Genomic DNA, 18,105 nt, shown 5'->3' on the forward strand with positions numbered 1-18,105 from the left:
TCGCTGCATCAGCAGCAGAGAAGTGAGATTATGTCGCAGCTTCTCGTCGTCGTCAACAGTTTTTTTCGCTCTTTTCGCTCGTCGCCGTAGCGACTCACAAGCTCCAAAACCACTAACCACCGGGCTTTTCAGCCCGTCGCTTCAACCTCGTCGCTGCTTTCGCTGCGTCGCTGTCGTTGCGAGAGACGAGATATTAGTGAAAACCCCGAACCTTGGCAACCCCTTTGTGAAAATAATTTGAAAACCCATGAAAAAGCCCCGTCGCGACGGGGCTTTTTCATTTCACACGGCACCTGCCGGTGCCGTGTCGCGCCTGAAATCAGGACTTCTTCTTACCGAAGTAACGCTCGTAGATCGCATCGTAGGTGCCGTCAGTCTTGACCGCCTCGATGCCCTTGTTGATCTTGGCAAGCAGTTCCGCATCACCCTTGCGAACGGCGATGCCGTAATACTCCTTCGGGAAGTTGCTATCCGCGACCGTGCGCAGCTTGGCATTCGGATTATTCGCAATGAAGTTCACCACGACACCGTTATCTGCGACCACCGCATCCACGCCACCGGCTTCCAGCTCCTTCATGGCCAGCGGCGTGCCTTCGAAGCGCTTCACCGACGGATTATTCTTGCCCATCAGCTTCTGAACCACTTCGTCGCCCGTCGTCGCCGTTTGCACACCGACCTTCAGCGACTTCAGATCGTCGAATTTCTGCACCGTCGAGTTCGACGGCACGGCGATCAGCTGCGACGCCTCGAAGTAAGGCGTCGAGAAGTCCATCTGCTTGCTGCGCTCATCCGTAATCGTGATCGCCGAAATGAGGATGTCGCGATCGCCCTGCACGAGCGAGTTGAAGATGCCCTCGAACGGCGTATTGATGAATCGAATGGAGATGCCCGCCTTGTCGGCGACAGCCTTCATCACATCGATATCGAAGCCGGCGATCTGGCGATTATCGGTTTCATATTCGAACGGCGCATAGGCGGCGTCCGAGCCGACGACGTACACAGGTTGCGAGCCATCCGGCCCGACAGAACGGCCCGCAGCCGTTTCTTCCTTCTTCCCGCAGGCACTCAACAGCAGCCCCGAGGCCACCACCAGGGCCAGCGCAAATGCACGTCGTTTCATCGACATCGTTTCGTCCCTTGCTGAAAAAACCGGCAGACTATCATAGGACGACCGCCTCTCGGCAGGCCGTCCCGGCTTTTCACAACAGTTTCAACGATGCTTGAAAACCGGCTTGCGCTTCTCCACGAACGCTGCCATGCCTTCCTTCTGATCTTCCAGAGCGAACAGCGAATGGAACATCCGGCGCTCGAATTGCACACCCTCGTCGAGCGTCGACTCGAACGCGCGATTGACGGATTCCTTGGCCGCCATGACGACCGGCAGCGAGAATTCGCAGATGGTGTTGGCCGCACCGATCGCCTCGTCGAGCAGCTTCTCGAACGGCACGATGCGCGACACGAGACCCGCGCGCTCGGCTTCGGCGGCATCCATGAAGCGCGCCGTCAGACACATGTCCATCGCCTTGGCCTTCGACACCGCGCGCGTCAGACGCTGCGTGCCGCCCGCGCCCGGAATCACACCGAGCTTGATTTCCGGCTGACCGAACTTCGCGTTGTCGGCCGCGATGATGAAGTCGCACATCATCGCCAGCTCGCACCCGCCGCCGAGGGCAAAACCCGACACGGCAGCAATCACCGGCTTGCGGATGCGGCGTACCGTCTCCCAGTTGCGCGTGATGTAGTCGCCCTTGAAAACGTCGGCGAAGGTGTACTTCGACATCATGCCGATGTCCGCCCCTGCGGCGAACGCCTTCTCGCTCCCGGTGATCACCATGCAACCGATGGCCTCGTCCGCATCGAATGCGGTGAGCGCGGCGCCCAGTTCGTCCATCAGCGCATCGTTCAGCGCATTGAGCGCTTTCGGACGATTCAGCGTGATCAGACCGACGCGGCCGCGCGTCTCCACCAGAATGTTCTCGTACGTCATCCTCTTACTCCTCCAGTCAAAGTCTCGTCTTGTGGTTCGGGGGCAGGCGCTTGTCCGGGCACGAAGACATCGCACGCGGACAACCGCCGAAAACGGTTAAGGCGATGGACACGCCATTGGTTCGCAACGGCGCTGCGCCGCACACGGCGGGCCAGGGTTGGCAGCCTGCCGGGCGTCGACTGCAGTGGTTAGGCATGATGCCATCGATCCCCAGGCCACGCATCAGTCATTCCGCCACGCAGATCGGCCACCGCAGCGCACGTCAAGACACCATCCCGGCGGCGATATGGCGCGTAGCGGCTCGGAACATTCCTATATATAGAAGGCCGCCGACCGACTCGTCGCCCTCCCCCTCCTGTTACCGATCTCCTGCGCGCCCACCCGTCGGGGAAAACCCGGCGTCATCGTGCGCCACGCCCGGAAGATTTGGTGCTATATTAACAAACCAACCGGTCGGTCAATTAATGTTGACGAGAAACATGATTGAGACGAACCGGTGCCGTCCCCTGCGTCTTGCCGCGCGAGCCACAAACTTGCCCGCAGGCACAGACAGCGAATCCGCCAGCCGCATCCCGACACGGACAGATCCACGACCATGACTCATCCCCTCTTCGCCAAACACCAAGAGACTCTCGAGCGCGCCCTTCAGGCCATCGCCACGCGTGGTTACTGGAGCCCGTTCACGGAAATGCCGAGCCCGCGTGCTTATGGCGAGACGGCCGCAGCCGACGGCGAAGCCGCCTTCAAACAATATCTGAACGCTGCTTTCCCGCTGGAACAGCGCGGCAGCACGGGCAGCGCGGGCCAGGAAGTCTCGCCGTTCGGCTTCGCGCTCGGCACCACCTATCCCGGTTTCGAGATCGACACCCTGCTCGCCCGCGTGAGCGACGCCCACAAGTCGTGGCGCGCTGCCACCCCGGACGCCTGGGTCGGTGTCTCGCTCGAAATCCTCAAGCGCCTGAACGCCCGCAGCTTCGAGATGGCCAACGCCGTGATGCACACGACCGGTCAGGCGTTCATGATGGCCTTCCAGGCCGGCGGCCCGCACGCACAGGATCGCGGCCTCGAAGCCGTGGCCTACGCCTGGGACGAACTGCGCCGCATTCCCGCCAACGCCTACTGGGAAAAGCCGCAGGGCAAGAACCCGGCACTGGCGATGGAAAAGCGTTACACCGTCGTGCCGCGCGGCGTGGCGCTGGTGCTCGGCTGCTGCACGTTCCCGACGTGGAACGGCTACCCCGGCCTGTTCGCCAGCCTCGCGACCGGCAATGCCGTGATCGTCAAGCCGCACCCGGGCGCCATCCTGCCGCTCGCCATCACCGTGAAGATCGCGCGTGACGTTTTGAAGGACGCCGGTTTCGATCCGGACGTCGTCACGCTCGCCGCCACCCATCCGAACGACGGCGAGATCGTCCAGCAACTGGCCAAGCGCGGCGAAGTGCGCGTGATCGACTTCACCGGCAGCACCGCCAACGGCGACTGGCTCGAAACCAATGCCCGTCAGGCGCAGGTCTACACCGAGAAGGCCGGCGTGAACCAGATCGTGATCGATTCGACGGACGATCTGAAGGGCATGGCCCGCAACATCGGCTTCTCGCTCGCGCTGTATTCGGGCCAGATGTGCACCGCGCCCCAGAACATCTACATTCCGCGTGACGGCATTCAGACGCCGGAAGGTAACGTGTCGTTCGACGAAGTCGTCGCCGCCATTGCCGGCAGCGTGCAAAAGACGTGCAGCGACCCGGCCAAGGCCGTCGAACTGCTCGGCGCGATCCAGAACGAAGGCGTGCTCGCCCGTATCGACGAAGCCCGCAAGGTCGGCCGCGTGGTGCTCGACAGCCAGACGCTCCAACACCCGGCTTTCGCGAACGCCCGCGTGCGCACCCCGCTGATCGTGGCACTGGATGTTGCCGACGAAGCCACCTACACCCGCGAATGGTTCGGCCCGGTCACGTTCGTGATCGCCGTCGACAACAGCGCGCAAGCCTTTGCTCTGGCCGGACGCACCGCCGCCGAGCACGGCGCCCTCACGTTGTCGGCTTACACCACGACCGCAGAAGGCGAAGCCCAGGCGCTCGACGCCGCCATCGAAGGCCGTGTCGCGCTGTCGCTCAACCTGACCGGCGGCGTGTTCGTCAACCAGTCGGCGGCCTACTCCGACTACCACGGCACGGGCGGCAACCCGGCTGCGAACGCCAGTCTGGCGGATGCTGCTTTCGTTGCGAACCGTTTCCGCGTCGTGCAAAGCCGTCACCACGTGCCGGCCAGGTCCGAAGCCGGCGCCGCTTGAGTCTGATCAAGTCTTAAGTCACATCTATATATAGAGAGAGGACGGGAATCTCCTCACGCCAGCGCGACGGTAAGTCACTACCATAGTCACTCACCGTCGCCCGTCGTCCCCATCGTCGCACTGCGGCCTGCGCGCCACTCGACGACGGCAGCGACCTTCCCGCCCAAAAAGCCAAGACAGGAAAGAGACACCATGACCGAAGCCTTCATCTGCGACGCGATCCGCACCCCCATCGGCCGTTACGGCGGTGCACTGAAAGACGTGCGCGCCGACAACCTCGGGGCGATTCCCCTCAAGGCGCTGATGGCGCGCAACCCGAACGTGGACTGGACGCTGATCGACGACGTCATCTACGGCTGCGCGAATCAGGCAGGTGAAGACAACCGCAACGTCGCCCGCATGGCCTCGCTGCTCGCCGAGCTGCCGATCGACGTGCCGGGCGCCACGCTCAACCGCCTGTGCGGCTCGGGCATGGACGCCATCGGCACCGCCGCGCGCGCCATCAAGGCAGGCGAAGCCGGTCTGATGATCGCCGGCGGCGTAGAGTCGATGACGCGCGCGCCGTTCGTGATGGGCAAAGCCGACAGCGCGTTCTCGCGTCAGGCCGCGATCTTCGACACGACCATCGGCTGGCGTTTCATCAACCCGCTGATGAAGGCGCAGTACGGCGTGGACTCGATGCCGGAGACGGCCGAGAACGTGGCGGACGACTTCAAGATCAACCGCGAAGATCAGGATCGTTTCGCGCTGCGCAGTCAGGAAAAGGCTGCCCGCGCGCAGGCCGACGGCACGCTCGCTCAGGAAATCACGCCGGTGTCCATCGCCCAGAAGAAGGGTGACGCGATCATCGTCGAGCATGACGAGCACCCGCGCGCCACGAGCATGGAAGCGTTAGGCAAGCTCAAGGGCGTGGTCCGCCCGGATGGCACGGTCACCGCAGGCAACGCTTCGGGCGTGAACGACGGCTCGTGCGCCCTGCTGCTCGCGAGCGAAAGCGCCGCCAGGCTGCACGGTCTTACCCCGCGTGCCCGCGTGCTCGGCATGGCCACGGCCGGTGTCGCCCCGCGCATCATGGGCATCGGCCCGGCCCCGGCCACCGTCAAGCTGCTCAAGCAACTGAACATGACGCTCGACCAGTTCGACGTCATCGAACTGAACGAAGCCTTCGCCAGCCAGGGGTTGGCCGTGCTGCGTCAACTCGGCATTGCCGACGACGATGCGCGCGTGAACCCGAATGGCGGCGCGATCGCGCTGGGCCACCCGCTGGGCGCGTCGGGCGCTCGTCTGGTGACCACGGCGATGTATCAGTTGCACCGCACCGGCGGACGCTTCGCGTTGTGCACGATGTGCATCGGCGTGGGCCAAGGTATCGCCATCGCCATCGAACGCGTCTGATTCCACATCCCCGAAGGAAGCCCTCGCCATGACGACCACCGCCACGGTTCAACTGACGCTCAAAGACAACGTCGCGACGATCACGCTCAACCGCCCCGAGAAGCTCAACAGCTTCACACGGCAAATGCATGCGGAACTGCGCGACGCCCTCGACGCCGCGCAATCCCAAGGCGCCCGCGCCATCGTGCTCACGGGTGCCGGACGCGGCTTCTGCGCCGGTCAGGATCTGGCGGATCTCGATTTCACGCCGGGCGCCTCGACGGATCTCGGCGCGCTGATCGACGAGAACTTCAATCCGCTTGTGCGCAAGCTGCGCGCCCTGCCGATGCCGGTGATCGCGGCCGTGAACGGTATCGCCGCCGGCGCAGGCGCGAATCTGGCGCTCGCGTGCGACATCGTGCTCGCCGGGGCCTCCGTCAACTTCATCCAGGCATTCGTGAAGATCGGCCTCGTGCCCGACACCGGCGGCACGTGGTTCCTGCCGCAACGCGTGGGCATGGCCCGCGCGATGGGGCTGGCCATGCTCGGCGACAAGCTCTCGGCCGAGCAAGCCGAGCAGTGGGGCCTGATCTGGCGCTGCGTCGACGACGACGCCCTGCTGCCCGAAGCCCAGAAGCTCGCCACGCAACTGGCCGCGCAACCGACGAAGGCGCTGGCGACCATCAAGCACGCGCTCTACGCGTCTACGACCCACACGCTCGACCAGCAACTCGACCTCGAACGTGATGGACAGCGCTCGCTGGGGGCGTCTTACGACTACGCGGAAGGCGTGAACGCATTTCTGGAAAAGCGGGCACCGAAGTTCGAAGGACGCTGATCGCAGCACCTGACCGGCAACGCCCGGCACGCAACACGCACCGAAAGCAGGACCAGGGAAAAAGCAGAACAACGCAGCGACGACGCACATCAGATGCCAAAACCACGCGCTGCGCGAGAGACCGACGACATAACAAGACAAGAGACAACGAGGAGCCCCCGATGAGCCAGACCTCCACTGCTGCCAAGGCCGTCAGCGAGATGACCCCGGAAGAACTTGCCCACGCCACGGGCGTGGCCATGTACAGCACAGACCGCGCAAGCCAGTGGCTGGGCATGGAGTTGCAGGAAGTGCGCCCGGGCTACGCCCGCATGACGATGCGCATTCGCGATGAATTCCTCAACGGCCATGCCATTTGCCATGGCGGTCTGATGTTCACGCTGGCGGATTCGACCTTCGCGTTCGCGTGTAACAGCTACAACGTCGTTACCGTCGCCGCCGGTTGCAGCATCGAATTCCTCAAACCGGTGTCGGGCGGCGACACGCTCACCGCCGAAGCGCAGGAGCAGGTGCTCTCGGGGCGCCACGGCATTTACGACATCCGTTTGACGAACAATGCCGGCGAAGTGGTGGCGATGTTCCGCGGCAAGTCCGCGCAGATCAAGGGCAGCGTTGTCTGATATGCCCGGCAACACGCGCGTCCGGGCACGGACATGCGGGAAACAACCGTAACAAGCCAAACGTAACAAGCGTAAGAAGCAAGACCCAAGGAGACAGTCATGACCACCGCCCTGCCGCTCGAGCCGATCGAGAAAGCGAGCCTCGACGAACTGCGCGCCCTTCAGCTCGACCGTCTGAAGACGACGTTGCGGCATGCCTATGAGAACTCGCCGGTGTACCGCCGGAAGTTCGAAGAAGCCGGCGTCCATCCGGACGATCTGACTTCGCTGGCCGACCTGGCCAAGTTCCCGTTCACGACGAAGAAGGATCTGCGCGACAGCTATCCCTTCGGCATGTTCGCGGTGCCGATGGAGCAGGTCTCGCGTGTGCATGCATCCTCGGGTACGACGGGCAAGCCGACGGTCGTGGGCTACACCGCCAACGACATCAGCACATGGGCCGATCTGGTCGCCCGCTCGATCCGCGCTTCGGGCGCGCGTCGCGGCGACAAGGTACACATCAGCTACGGGTACGGGCTGTTCACGGGCGGTCTCGGGGCGCATTACGGCGCCGAGCGCGCGGGCCTGACGGTCATTCCGTTCGGTGGCGGTCAGACCGAGAAGCAGGTCCAGTTGATTCAGGACTTCAAGCCGGACATCATCATGGTCACGCCGAGCTACATGCTCGCGATTGCGGACGAGCTTGAGCGTCAGGGCATCGTGGCGGCCGAGTCGTCGCTGCGCATCGGCATCTTCGGCGCGGAGCCGTGGACGAACGACATGCGCACGGCCATCGAGAAGCGCATGGGCATCGACGCCGTCGACATCTACGGTCTGTCGGAAGTGATGGGCCCGGGCGTGGCGTGCGAATGCGCCGAGACGAAGGACGGCCCGACCATCTGGGAAGATCACTTCTATCCCGAAATCATCGATCCGGAGACCGGCGAAGTGCTGCCCGACGGCGAATTCGGCGAACTGGTGTTCACCTCGCTCACGAAGGAAGCGCTGCCGATCATCCGCTACCGCACGCGCGATCTCACGCGTCTGCTGCCGGGTACGGCGCGCACGATGCGTCGCATGGAGAAGATCACCGGCCGCTCGGACGACATGATGATCATTCGCGGCGTGAACGTCTTCCCCTCGCAGATCGAAGAGTTGCTGCTGCGTCAGTCGGTGCTCTCCCCGCACTACCAGATCATTCTGGACAAGGAAGGCCCGATGGATACGATGGCAGTGGACGTTGAAGCCGCCGTCGGCTGCGACGACGCCGCAGCGTTGCAATCGGCCGGCAGCGAACTCAAGCGCGACATCAAGACGCTCATCGGCGTGTCGTGCGCCGTGCGCGTGAAGCCCGTCGGTGGCATCGAGCGTTCGGTCGGCAAGGCGCGTCGGGTAGTGGACAAGCGTCCGCGCTGAGCCATCGCCACACGCTAAGCCGCCGTATGAAAAAAGCCCGCGAATTCGCGGGCTTTTTCGTTGCCATCCGGGCCGATCGTGACGTCCATGCTCACCCGGCGCCGCAACATCGTCGACGTCAGAGGCTCGTGCCGCCATCGACCTTCATGTTCGCGCCGGTAATGAACTTGGCCTCGGGCCCGGCGAGAAACGCGGCCAGCGACGCCACGTCCTCCACTTCGCCATAGTGCCCCAGCGCAATGGACGCGCTGAGGCGTCCGGCCATCGGACCATCGGCGGGATTCATGTCGGTGTCGATTCGACCGGGCTGAATGTTGTTGACGGTGATGCCTCGCGTGCCGAGGTCTCGTGCCAACGCGCGCGTCATGCTCGCCAGCGCGCCTTTGGTCGTGGCGTACACGCTCGCGCCAGCGATCGGCACGTAGTCGCTGGTAATGCTGCCGATATTGATCACACGCCCACCGTCGGGCATGAAGCGCATCGATTCCTGAATCGCGACGAATACGCCCGCGACATTCACGGCCAGCATGCGCTGCATCGTTTCGACAGGGAATTTGTCGATGGTGTCGACGTGCAACATGCCTGCATTGTTCACCAGAACGTCGATCTTGCCGAAGTGTTCCGCGGCGGCGCGAATCGCGGTCTGGATCGCTTGCATGTCGGCGCCTTCCGCCTGCAACGCCATTGCCCGACCGCCCTCGCGCTCGATATCGGCGACTAGCGACGCCGCCTCCTGTGCGGACGTCACATAGGTAATGCACACCGCAGCACCCTCGCGCGCGAAGCGACGGGCGATGGCCGCGCCGATACCTCGACCGCCTCCGGTGATGAACGCCACCTTCCCCGACAGCGAGGGCAGCGACACGGCATGGGCGTCAGCATTGTGACGGGAAACTTCGCGCATTACCGGCGTTCGATGCCACACCTCATTCAGGCGCACCTTCGCTGCGGCGCATGAACGCGTAACGAAACCTCAACTGATCGGCGGCGGGCCGGTCGTCAGCATCACCAGACAAAACCGAAAAGCTCGTGTGAAGTCGCACGCAATACGACGTTGAGGCAATTCGCGGCGCGCGACACGAACAAAAAAAGCGCGACCGCAGGAAGACACTGCGATCGCGCTTTTCACCGGATGCCGACGTTTCGCCGAGGTGTTACTGGTTCGGCAAGAACACCCACATCTTGCCGCTCTGACGCATGCGTCCGGCCAGATCGCCGGCGTCGTCGCCCAGCCCCCAGAAGAAGTCGGCGCGCACGCCGCCCTTGATCGCGCTGCCGGTGTCCTGCGCGAACATCAGACGGTTGATCGGCGAATTGGCTTGCGGGCCGAACGGCGGGCGGGTCGTCGACAGAAACACCGGGCTGCCCAGCGGAATCGATGCCGGATCGACGGCAATCGAGCGTTCCGCCGTGAGCGGCACGCCCAACGCGCCGATCGGCCCTTCGATACCGCCGACACCGTGGTTGGGCATCTCGCGGAAGAAGACGAAGCGCGGATTTACGTCGAGCAGCGCATCGACACGCGACGGATTGGCACGCGCCCATGCGCGAATGCCCTGCATCGTCGCTTGCGCGGCCGTGATCTCGCCGCGATCGATCAGCCAGCGGCCAATCGACTTGTACGGCTGATCGTTGTTGCCGGCGTAGCCCACGCGCATGACGGTGCCATCGTCGAGCAACACCTGCCCCGAGCCCTGCACTTGCAGGAAGAACGCCTCGATGGGGTCGTCCACATAAACCAGTTCGTATCCGCGCAACATGCCGCTGCGCATCAATTCCGAACGCGCGGGCAACGATCCGGCCTTGCGCCCGGCGGGCCATTTGTAGAGCGGTGTCTGGTAGATGCCGCTACGCACGCGCGAGCCATGCAGCAGCGGCTCGTAGTAACCGGTGATCAGGCCTGTCTGCGTGCCGTCGGAGTTCGCGATACGGAACGGCGTAAAGTACTGTTCGAAGAACTGACGCACCGACGCGGCATCGAGGTCGTCAAGCTGTTCCGACGCGCGACAGGCCGGTTGCCACTTGGTCTGGCGGCCGAGTTTCACGCAGGTTTGCGCAAACGCCAGACGAGCGCCGATCAGGGAGTCATCCTGCCAGCCGTCGACGTCGCCCCAAGCAACGGCCTGCATGCGCCCCGCCCCCGACGGCGGCGTTGCCACATTCGACGGCGGTACCCCTGGACGCGACGGGGTCGACGGAGGCACACTCGAACAACCATAGAGCAGTGCGGCAAACGCGGCGAGCGCCAGGCCCCGGCCGGCGCGCCACCGCCCGAACACATTCAGGAAGAGCGTCATGAGTAATCTGTTCGATGAATATCCGGCGTTGCTGGTCTTGCCGGAGGTGTTGCTGGCGATCGTGATCGTCGCCGCTATCGTCATCATGCGACGCAGGCCGTCGCCCACGCGCCGTGTCCGCCAGATGCGCGCGATCCGCCCGATGCCGAGCGATACCGTCGATTCGATCCCTCCGATCGACGGTTCCGATGCGCGGCAGCCGGAGGCCGCCGACGATCCGCTCAAGCGGGAAGACTGGTCGGACGACCGGCGCTGACCTTCCGACGTTACGCGCATGCCCGGACTCAATGCAGCGTGCGCGGCATGGTGAGCGCAAATTCGGCGATCGGCGCTTCGAAGCGCGTGCCGTCTTCGGCCACACAGAAGTATTCGCCACGCATGGTGCCCACCGGGGTGGCAACCATCGCCCAGCTCGTGTACTCGAACTGTTCGCCGGGCTGAAGGAACGGTTGATGACCGACGACACCCAGCCCGTTCACTTCCTGCACCTTGTTGTCGCCGTCGGTAATCACCCAATGGCGCGAAATCAACTGCGCCGGCACCTCGCCGCTGTTGCGGATCGTGATCGTGTAAGCGAACGCAAACTGCCGCCGGTCCGGTTCCGATTGTTCCGGGAGGTATTGCGGGCGCACGGTCACGGTAAATTCGTACTGGCTCATCGGATGTTCCTGTAGCGCATGCTGGCTCTCTGATGTCTTTCTGGTCTGTTGATGGTCGGCGCCCGGCCCGAGACTGGCGGGATCACGGCGCGCTCCGGCATGGTGACAGGCGTAAAACACAAGCGTTGTCCCGTTTTGCAAGGCATTCTGCGGCAAGTCGCCCCAGGTCGCAACCGGCAAACGGCCCCCGAATCGCTGACGGCATGCGGTATTCCGACGCCCGGACGACATCGGCGACACAGCGCCGTCAGGTACGCGCGCGGGAAGACGGAAAGGCTTGCCACCAGGTCAATCCGACAGACTGCGGGCAGGCGTCATGTGAAAGCTTTAAAATAACGCTTTTGACGCTTTCCCCCTGCCCCTGCCATGACGCAATTCTGTATCGCCCCCAGCATCCTGTCCGCCGACTTTGCCCGGCTGGGCGAAGAAGTCCGTAACGTCGTGGCGGCAGGCGCCGACTGGATTCACTTCGACGTGATGGACAACCATTACGTTCCCAACCTGACGATCGGCCCAATGGTCTGCGAGGCGATCCGCCCGCACGTGGACGTGCCCATCGACGTGCACCTGATGGTGCGCCCGGTCGACCGCATCGTGCCCGATTTCGCCAAGGCCGGCGCAAACCTCATTACGTTCCACCCGGAAGCCTCGGAACACGTGGACCGCACGCTCAGCCTGATTCGCGACAACGGCTGCAAGGCCGGTCTCGTCTTCAACCCGGGCACCCCGCTGCACTACCTGGATCACGTGATGGACCGTCTCGACATGGTGCTGATCATGTCCGTCAACCCGGGTTTCGGCGGCCAGTCGTTCATTCCTGAAGCGCTCAACAAGCTGCGCGCCGTGCGTGCCCGTATCGACGCTTATACCGCCGAGACCGGCCGTGAGATCCGCCTGGAAATCGACGGCGGCGTGAAGGTCGACAACATCGCGGAAATCGCGGCGGCCGGTGCCGACACGTTCGTGGCCGGTTCGGCCATCTTCGGCAAACCCGACTACAAGGCGGTAATCGACCAGATGCGCGCCCAACTCGCGAGCGTCGCATGATCCAGAACCCGCATCTCCAACTGGACGGCATCCGCGCGGTGCTGATCGACCTCGACGGCACGCTCGTCGATACGGCAGGCGACTTCGGTGTGGCGTTGAACGCCATGCTGGCCGACCTCGGCACCGAGCCCGTGCCGGTCGAGCGCCTGATGACGTTCGTGGGCAAGGGCACCGCCAATCTGGTGCGCAAGACGCTGGCCGAGCGCTTCCCCGAAAGCGAGATCGACGCGCTATTCGATCGCGCGCAGGACAAGTACGAAGCCGTCTACACATCGGTCAATGGCGAGAACACGGCGCTCTACCCGGAAGTGCGCGAGGGCCTCGCCGCCTTGCGTGAAGCGGGCCTGCCGGTCGCGTGCATCACCAACAAGCAGCATCGCTTCGCCGTGGCATTGCTCGAACACTACGGTCTCACCGATCAGTTCGATCTGGTGTACGGCGGCGATTCGTGGCCGAAGCGCAAGCCTGACCCGATGCCGCTCGTCAAAGCCTGCGAAGCGTTCGGCGTGACGCCGGCGCAAACGGTGCTCGTCGGCGACTCGGGCAACGACGCGCAGGCCGCCCGCGCCGCGGGCTGCCGCTCGCTCACCGTGCCCTACGGCTACAACCATGGCGAATCTATACAAACGATCGACACGGATGGTATAGTCGCCTCAATTCTGGGCGCTGCCCGGGCGATCCTGCCCAAGGCGACGTCCGCACTGGCGAACTGAATTCGCCGTCTTCCACACTGCATTCAAGCGCAATGTTCCTGAACAAGAAACGGAGTCTTAGCGTGATCGACCGGGGGGCCTGGCCCTGGCGACGCTGGTCCTGCTGAACCCTTCCCAAAGGGGTGGCCGGGACCGCTGGAGTTCGTCTTCAGCAACCCGTTTCTTGCATCGTTGTTGTTCCCAAGAAGTCATATATCGGCGCGTCGTCTCGTACGGCGTGCGGATTCGTCGAGACGCAGGGTCGCCGTCGCCTCCGGGTGCGCGCGCTCGCTGCGGCCCGACGTGGGTCAGCACATCCACCCCCGACATGACTCAGGTATTCTCAACGCCAATCCACGCCGATTCTGCGGGACCGCCCGCCGGCAACCAACTTGCAGGCAGAGTGCAACATGACCGAACTCGAATTCAAATCGCTGGCCAACCAAGGCTTTAACCGCATTCCGCTGATCGCAGAAGCCTTTGCCGATCTCGACACGCCGCTCTCGCTCTATCTGAAGCTCGCGCTGGGCGACCGCCGTGGGGCCAACACCTTCCTGCTCGAATCCGTCGTCGGCGGGGAACGCTTCGGCCGCTACTCGTTCATCGGCCTCTCGGCCCACACGCTGCTGCGCAGCTTCGGCCCGAAGACCGAAGTTGTGCGCGACGGCACCGTCGTCGAGACACACGAAGGCGACCCGCTCGAATTCATCACCGCGTTCCAGGCGCGTTTCAAGGTCGCACTGCGCCCGGGCATGCCGCGTTTCTGCGGCGGTCTCGCCGGCTACTTCGGCTACGACGCCGTGCGTTACATCGAGAAGAAGCTCGCGCACACCACGCCGCGCGACGATCTGAACCTGCCGGACATCCAGTTGCTGCTCACGGAAGAACTCGCCGTGATCGACAACCTGACCGGCAAGCTCTACCTCATCATCTACGCCGACCCCACGCAGCCGGAAGCCTATTCGAAGGCGCGCCTGCGTCTGCGCGAACTGCGCGCCCGCCTGAAAGCACCGGTCGACGCCCCGGTCACCTCGGGCAGCGTGCGCACCGAGACCTTCCGCGAATTTGCCAAGCCGGACTATCTGGCTGCCGTCGCCAAGGCCAAGGAAGCCATCGAGGCCGGCGAACTGATGCAGGTGCAGGTCGGCCAGCGTCTCATCAAGCCGTATCGCGACGCCCCGCTCTCGCTCTACCGCGCGCTGCGCTCGCTCAATCCGTCGCCGTACATGTACTTCTACAATTTCGGCGATTTCCAGGTCGTGGGCGCGTCGCCGGAGATCCTCGTGCGTCAGGAGCGTCGTCAGACGCCGGACGGCGAGCATGAAATCGTGACGATTCGTCCGCTGGCAGGTACGCGTCCGCGCGGCGCCACGCCAGAGCGCGACGCAGAGCTGGCGAAGGAATTGCTTGGCGATCCGAAGGAAATTGCCGAGCACGTGATGCTGATCGATCTGGCGCGCAACGACGTGGGCCGCATCGCACAGACCGGCACCGTCGAAGTCACCGACAAGATGATCATCGAGAAGTACTCGCACGTGCAGCACATCGTCAGCTCGGTCGAAGGTCGCCTGCAACCCGGCCTGTCGAACATCGACGTGCTGCGTGCCACCTTCCCGGCCGGCACGCTCACCGGCGCACCGAAGGTTCGCGCCATGGAGCTGATCGACGAACTCGAACCGGTCAAGCGCGGCCTGTACGGCGGCGCCGTCGGTTATCTCTCGTTCGGTGGGGAAATGGACGTGGCCATCGCGATTCGCACCGGCGTCGTGAAGGACGGCAACCTCTACGTGCAAGCCGCTGCCGGTATCGTTGCCGACTCGGTGCCCGAATCCGAATGGCAAGAGACGGAAAACAAGGCCCGCGCCGTGCTGCGCGCCGCCGAACAGGTGCAGGACGGACTCGATGCCGAGTACTGATCCACGCGGTGCGTCGTTGCCCTTTGACGACAGACGCACCCGTTGCACCAATGTGAAGCGCATGGCGGTTTAGAGCGCAATCGCCTCACGTGGATTGCCGGCGAATCTTGCCACATCATGAAAGGCCCTGAGTCGATGCTCTAGCCGATTCGGGACCTTTGTTGATTTAGCACAACCGTTCGCTTTTTTCGTCTCCTCCGGTATACGCCGATTGACGTCACCCAAGATATAGTTAGGTGTCCGTCGGGAGGTCGAAGCTTCTATGGCGAAACCATGCAATCCACGTATGCGTTCCGGCGTCGCGAATATCCTTGCGATGCCCCCAACGTCCATCAGGTCCATTAGGTCCATCAGGCCCGTCACCATCGCGGCCGTGTTGACTGTCACGGTACTGAGCGGCTGTCTATCGATGGCGCCCACTTACGAGCGCCCTGCCGCCCCTGTCCCCAATGTGTGGACACCGGATGTCAGCGCCTCTCCCGCCACCGCCACCGCCACCGCTACCGCGCAACCCGCATCCGCGCTCGACTGGCGTGAGTATTTCGCCGATCCACAGCTACGCAGCCTCATCGACACCGCGCTCGCCAACAACCGCGATCTGCGCGTGGCACTCGCCCGCGTCGAGCAGTCTCGTGCGGTGTATGGCATTCAGCGTGCCGATCTCTTTCCTGCATTGGGCGTCGGCGCCAGCGGAACACGTCAGCGTCTGCCCGGCGATCTGAGCCTCACCGGCAATCCCTACATCAGCAGTCAGTATCAGGTCGGCCTTGGTCTGTCGACGTGGGAGCTCGACTTCTGGGGCCGCATCCGCAACCTCAAGGATGCGGCGCTCGACGATTATCTGGCGTCCGATGCCTCACGCCGCGCGCTCGAACTGAGTCTGATCTCACAAGTGGCGCAAACGTGGCTGAGTCTGCGTGAATTCGACGAACGCATTGCGCTCGCGCAACAGACCGTGGACAGCCGCGCCGAGTCGCTGCGGATTTTCACGCGACGCGAGCAAGTCGGCTCGACATCGAAGCTCGATCTCACCGAAGTCACCACGCTCTGGCAGCAGGCACGCGCGCTGGTGACGCAACTCGAACAGCAACGCGCCACGCAGGCGCACGCCTTGCAGGTGCTCGTCGGCGAGCCGATCGACACCTCGCCGCAAGCGCTCGACCGCTTGGCCGACGATGCCAGCCTGATGCGCGATCTGGAACCCGGCTTGCCGTCGTCGTTGCTGGAAGACCGCCCGGACATCATCGCGGCCGAGTATCAACTGCGCGCCGCACACGCGAACATCGGCGCCGCGCGCGCGGCGTTCCTCCCGCAGATCACGCTGACCGGCTCCGTCGGCACCGCCAGCAGTGCACTCGACGGTCTGTTCAAGGCCGGCAGCGCCGCGTGGACATTCACCCCGAGCATCAACATCCCGATCTTTCAGGGCGGACGTCTCGTGAACAACCTCGATCTGGCCGAAGCGCGCCGGGTCGAATCGGTCGCGAACTACGAGAAGACGATTCAGGGCGCGTTTCGCGATGTGGCCGACGCGCTGAGCGCACGTCGCTGGCTGGCCGATCAGGTCACGATTCTGCAAGCGACGCAGGACGCGCAGGCCGAGCGCGCACGTCTTGCCAAGCTGCGCTACGACCACGGCGCCGCGGCCTTCCTCGAAGTGCTCGACGCCCAACGCGATCTCCTCGCCATCGAACAACAAACGGTCCAGACGCGCCGCGCCTTGCTCTCCGCGCGCGTGTCGCTCTACACGGCGCTCGGCGGCGGCAGTCGCCTCATGCCCGCAGCCGATACCCCCGGCGGTGCGTTCGCCCGCACGCCACGGGTGATCGAGCCGGTCGCGCCGGTATTGCCGGCGTCGCCCGCGACAGCGCCGACGCAGACCGCCCAATAAATCCAAGAGGTCACAGAAAATGACGCTTCCCAATGCCAAAAATCTGATTCCCGCGCTGATCGTGCTCGTCGTGATCGGGCTGGCATGGTACGGATGGAAGACGTACAGCAACACCGGCCCCGGCGACGGTTTCGCCAGCGGCAACGGTCGCATCGAAGCGACCGAAGTCGATATCGCGACGAAGATGGCCGGGCGCGTCGAAGCCATCTACGTGCGCGAGGGCGACTTCGTGAAGGCAGGTCAGGTGCTCGCCAAGATGCAGATAGACACGCTCTCCGCGCAACGCGACGAAGCCCGCGCCCAGTATCAGCAAGCCGTGACCAACGTTGCGGCGATTCAAGCGCAGGCCGCCGCGCGCCTGTCGGACAAAGCCACCGCCGAGGCCAACGTCGCCGCGCGCGAAGCCGAACTCGACGCCGCCCAGCGACGTCTCTCCCGCTCGGAAACGCTCTCGAAAGAAGGCGCCTCATCGGTGCAGGAACTGGACGACGACCGCGCCCGCGTGCGCAGCACTCGCGCGGCCGTAACGGCCGCTCGCGCGCAAGTCGCCGCCGCGCAATCGGCCGTCGAAGCGGCCAACGCGCAGGTCACCGGTTCGAAGTCGACGGTCGAGGCCGCGCAGGCCACCATCAACCGCATCGAGGCAGACATCACCGACAGCGAACTGAAAGCCCCGCGCGACGGACGCGTGCAGTATCGCGTCGCGCAACCGGGGGAGGTGCTTGCCGCCGGCGGCAAAGTGCTCAACCTCGTCGACCTGTCGGACGTGTACATGACGTTCTTCCTGCCCGAAGCCGTCGCAGGCCGCCTCGCAATGGGCGCCGAGGCCCGCATCGTGCTCGACGCTGCGCCGCAGTTCGTTATCCCGGCCAGCATCTCGTTCGTCTCCAGTACGGCGCAATTCACGCCGAAGACGGTCGAGACGGAGAGCGAGCGTCAGAAGCTGATGTTCCGCGTGCGCGCGCAGATCGCGCCCGAATTACTGCAACAGCATCTGAAGCTCGTGAAGACCGGCCTGCCCGGTGTGGCATGGGTCAAGACCGACAGCAAGGCCGAATGGCCGGCCCAGTTGCAGACGAAGCTGCCGCAGTGAGTCCCG

At 64.0% G+C, this 18,105-nt stretch carries 16 protein-coding genes; 11 read left to right on the forward strand and 5 right to left on the reverse strand.

Features of this window, described 5'->3' with window-relative positions:
• Nucleotides 1–319: 319 nt before the first annotated feature.
• Both PCA20602_RS17600 and PCA20602_RS17605 read right to left on the reverse strand, forming a co-directional pair.
• Nucleotides 320–1,126 carry a basic amino acid ABC transporter substrate-binding protein gene (locus PCA20602_RS17600; RefSeq protein WP_069343509.1) on the reverse strand — a complete coding sequence of 269 codons (807 nt, stop codon included), beginning with the start codon at nt 1,124–1,126 and terminating at the stop codon, nt 320–322.
• Between the two features lie 84 nt (nt 1,127–1,210).
• Nucleotides 1,211–1,987 (reverse strand): enoyl-CoA hydratase, encoded by a 777-nt coding sequence (locus PCA20602_RS17605; protein WP_069343508.1) that lies wholly within the window; start codon nt 1,985–1,987, stop codon nt 1,211–1,213.
• Nucleotides 1,988–2,582: 595 nt separating this feature from the next.
• On the opposite strand from PCA20602_RS17605, the gene paaN reads away from it, so the two are divergent.
• The 5 genes from paaN (at nt 2,583) to paaK (ending at nt 8,504) form a co-directional block, all read left to right on the forward strand.
• Nucleotides 2,583–4,277, forward strand: coding sequence for a phenylacetic acid degradation protein PaaN (gene paaN, locus PCA20602_RS17610; RefSeq protein ID WP_150722347.1), 1,695 nt, complete (start codon nt 2,583–2,585; stop codon nt 4,275–4,277).
• Nucleotides 4,278–4,469: 192 nt separating this feature from the next.
• Nucleotides 4,470–5,672, forward strand: coding sequence for a 3-oxoadipyl-CoA thiolase (pcaF, locus tag PCA20602_RS17615; RefSeq protein WP_150722348.1), 1,203 nt, complete (start codon nt 4,470–4,472; stop codon nt 5,670–5,672).
• A 28-nt stretch (nt 5,673–5,700) separates the two neighbouring features.
• Nucleotides 5,701–6,489 (forward strand): 2-(1,2-epoxy-1,2-dihydrophenyl)acetyl-CoA isomerase PaaG, encoded by a 789-nt coding sequence (gene paaG / locus PCA20602_RS17620; protein WP_150722349.1) that lies wholly within the window; start codon nt 5,701–5,703, stop codon nt 6,487–6,489.
• Between the two features lie 161 nt (nt 6,490–6,650).
• The gene (gene paaI, locus PCA20602_RS17625) at nt 6,651–7,109 is read left to right on the forward strand and encodes a hydroxyphenylacetyl-CoA thioesterase PaaI (protein ID WP_371443114.1); all 459 of its coding nucleotides are present in this window, start codon (nt 6,651–6,653) and stop codon (nt 7,107–7,109) included.
• 99 nt (nt 7,110–7,208) lie between these two features.
• The gene (paaK, locus tag PCA20602_RS17630) at nt 7,209–8,504 is read left to right on the forward strand and encodes a phenylacetate--CoA ligase PaaK (protein WP_150722350.1); all 1,296 of its coding nucleotides are present in this window, start codon (nt 7,209–7,211) and stop codon (nt 8,502–8,504) included.
• A 118-nt stretch (nt 8,505–8,622) separates the two neighbouring features.
• Here the strand turns inward: paaK and PCA20602_RS17635 are convergent, their stop codons facing one another.
• Nucleotides 8,623–9,408, reverse strand: a complete 786-nt coding sequence (locus PCA20602_RS17635) for an SDR family NAD(P)-dependent oxidoreductase (protein ID WP_150722351.1) — start codon at nt 9,406–9,408, stop codon at nt 8,623–8,625.
• Between the two features lie 250 nt (nt 9,409–9,658).
• Nucleotides 9,659–10,801 carry a murein transglycosylase A gene (gene mltA / locus PCA20602_RS17640; RefSeq protein WP_425495684.1) on the reverse strand — a complete coding sequence of 381 codons (1,143 nt, stop codon included), beginning with the start codon at nt 10,799–10,801 and terminating at the stop codon, nt 9,659–9,661.
• Here mltA and PCA20602_RS25690 point away from each other — a divergent pair.
• Nucleotides 10,800–11,057, forward strand: coding sequence for a hypothetical protein (locus PCA20602_RS25690; protein ID WP_174981279.1), 258 nt, complete (start codon nt 10,800–10,802; stop codon nt 11,055–11,057). The two genes, mltA and PCA20602_RS25690, sit on opposite strands and share 2 nt — an antisense overlap.
• A gap of 28 nt (nt 11,058–11,085) precedes the next feature.
• Here the strand turns inward: PCA20602_RS25690 and apaG are convergent, their stop codons facing one another.
• Complete coding sequence (apaG, locus tag PCA20602_RS17645) at nt 11,086–11,460, reverse strand: Co2+/Mg2+ efflux protein ApaG (RefSeq protein ID WP_039393382.1); 375 nt, start codon at nt 11,458–11,460, stop codon at nt 11,086–11,088.
• Nucleotides 11,461–11,826: 366 nt separating this feature from the next.
• On the opposite strand from apaG, the gene rpe reads away from it, so the two are divergent.
• From rpe to PCA20602_RS17670, 5 genes are all read left to right on the forward strand, one after another.
• Nucleotides 11,827–12,507 (forward strand): ribulose-phosphate 3-epimerase, encoded by a 681-nt coding sequence (rpe, locus tag PCA20602_RS17650; protein ID WP_010808649.1) that lies wholly within the window; start codon nt 11,827–11,829, stop codon nt 12,505–12,507.
• The gene (locus tag PCA20602_RS17655; protein ID WP_150722352.1) at nt 12,504–13,220 is read left to right on the forward strand and encodes a phosphoglycolate phosphatase; all 717 of its coding nucleotides are present in this window, start codon (nt 12,504–12,506) and stop codon (nt 13,218–13,220) included. Before rpe ends, PCA20602_RS17655 begins: the two co-directional genes overlap by 4 nt.
• Before the next feature lie 389 nt (nt 13,221–13,609).
• The gene (gene trpE, locus PCA20602_RS17660) at nt 13,610–15,115 is read left to right on the forward strand and encodes an anthranilate synthase component I (protein ID WP_069343500.1); all 1,506 of its coding nucleotides are present in this window, start codon (nt 13,610–13,612) and stop codon (nt 15,113–15,115) included.
• Nucleotides 15,116–15,431: 316 nt separating this feature from the next.
• Nucleotides 15,432–17,006: an efflux transporter outer membrane subunit gene (locus tag PCA20602_RS17665; RefSeq protein ID WP_150722353.1), complete on the forward strand. Its 1,575-nt coding sequence runs from the start codon at nt 15,432–15,434 to the stop codon at nt 17,004–17,006.
• Between the two features lie 19 nt (nt 17,007–17,025).
• The gene (locus PCA20602_RS17670) at nt 17,026–18,099 is read left to right on the forward strand and encodes an HlyD family secretion protein (RefSeq protein ID WP_150722354.1); all 1,074 of its coding nucleotides are present in this window, start codon (nt 17,026–17,028) and stop codon (nt 18,097–18,099) included.
• The last annotated feature ends 6 nt before the right edge of the window (nt 18,100–18,105 follow it).

This window comes from Pandoraea capi (assembly GCF_902459735.1).
Classification (GTDB): Bacteria; Pseudomonadota; Gammaproteobacteria; order Burkholderiales; family Burkholderiaceae; genus Pandoraea; species Pandoraea capi.

Excerpts from the sequence above, each read along its gene's own strand:
- PCA20602_RS17600 (WP_069343509.1), bottom strand. The coding sequence starts at position 1,126 with ATGTCGATGAAACGACGTGCATTTGCGCTGGCCCTGGTGGTGGCCTCG.
- PCA20602_RS17605 (WP_069343508.1), bottom strand. The coding sequence starts at position 1,987 with ATGACGTACGAGAACATTCTGGTGGAGACGCGCGGCCGCGTCGGTCTG.
- paaN (WP_150722347.1), top strand. The coding sequence starts at position 2,583 with ATGACTCATCCCCTCTTCGCCAAACACCAAGAGACTCTCGAGCGCGCC.
- pcaF (WP_150722348.1), top strand. The coding sequence starts at position 4,470 with ATGACCGAAGCCTTCATCTGCGACGCGATCCGCACCCCCATCGGCCGT.
- paaG (WP_150722349.1), top strand. The coding sequence starts at position 5,701 with ATGACGACCACCGCCACGGTTCAACTGACGCTCAAAGACAACGTCGCG.
- paaI (WP_371443114.1), top strand. The coding sequence starts at position 6,651 with ATGAGCCAGACCTCCACTGCTGCCAAGGCCGTCAGCGAGATGACCCCG.
- paaK (WP_150722350.1), top strand. The coding sequence starts at position 7,209 with ATGACCACCGCCCTGCCGCTCGAGCCGATCGAGAAAGCGAGCCTCGAC.
- PCA20602_RS17635 (WP_150722351.1), bottom strand. The coding sequence starts at position 9,408 with ATGCGCGAAGTTTCCCGTCACAATGCTGACGCCCATGCCGTGTCGCTG.
- PCA20602_RS25690 (WP_174981279.1), top strand. The coding sequence starts at position 10,800 with ATGAGTAATCTGTTCGATGAATATCCGGCGTTGCTGGTCTTGCCGGAG.
- mltA (WP_425495684.1), bottom strand. The coding sequence starts at position 10,801 with ATGACGCTCTTCCTGAATGTGTTCGGGCGGTGGCGCGCCGGCCGGGGC.
- apaG (WP_039393382.1), bottom strand. The coding sequence starts at position 11,460 with ATGAGCCAGTACGAATTTACCGTGACCGTGCGCCCGCAATACCTCCCG.
- rpe (WP_010808649.1), top strand. The coding sequence starts at position 11,827 with ATGACGCAATTCTGTATCGCCCCCAGCATCCTGTCCGCCGACTTTGCC.
- PCA20602_RS17655 (WP_150722352.1), top strand. The coding sequence starts at position 12,504 with ATGATCCAGAACCCGCATCTCCAACTGGACGGCATCCGCGCGGTGCTG.
- trpE (WP_069343500.1), top strand. The coding sequence starts at position 13,610 with ATGACCGAACTCGAATTCAAATCGCTGGCCAACCAAGGCTTTAACCGC.
- PCA20602_RS17665 (WP_150722353.1), top strand. The coding sequence starts at position 15,432 with ATGCCCCCAACGTCCATCAGGTCCATTAGGTCCATCAGGCCCGTCACC.
- PCA20602_RS17670 (WP_150722354.1), top strand. The coding sequence starts at position 17,026 with ATGACGCTTCCCAATGCCAAAAATCTGATTCCCGCGCTGATCGTGCTC.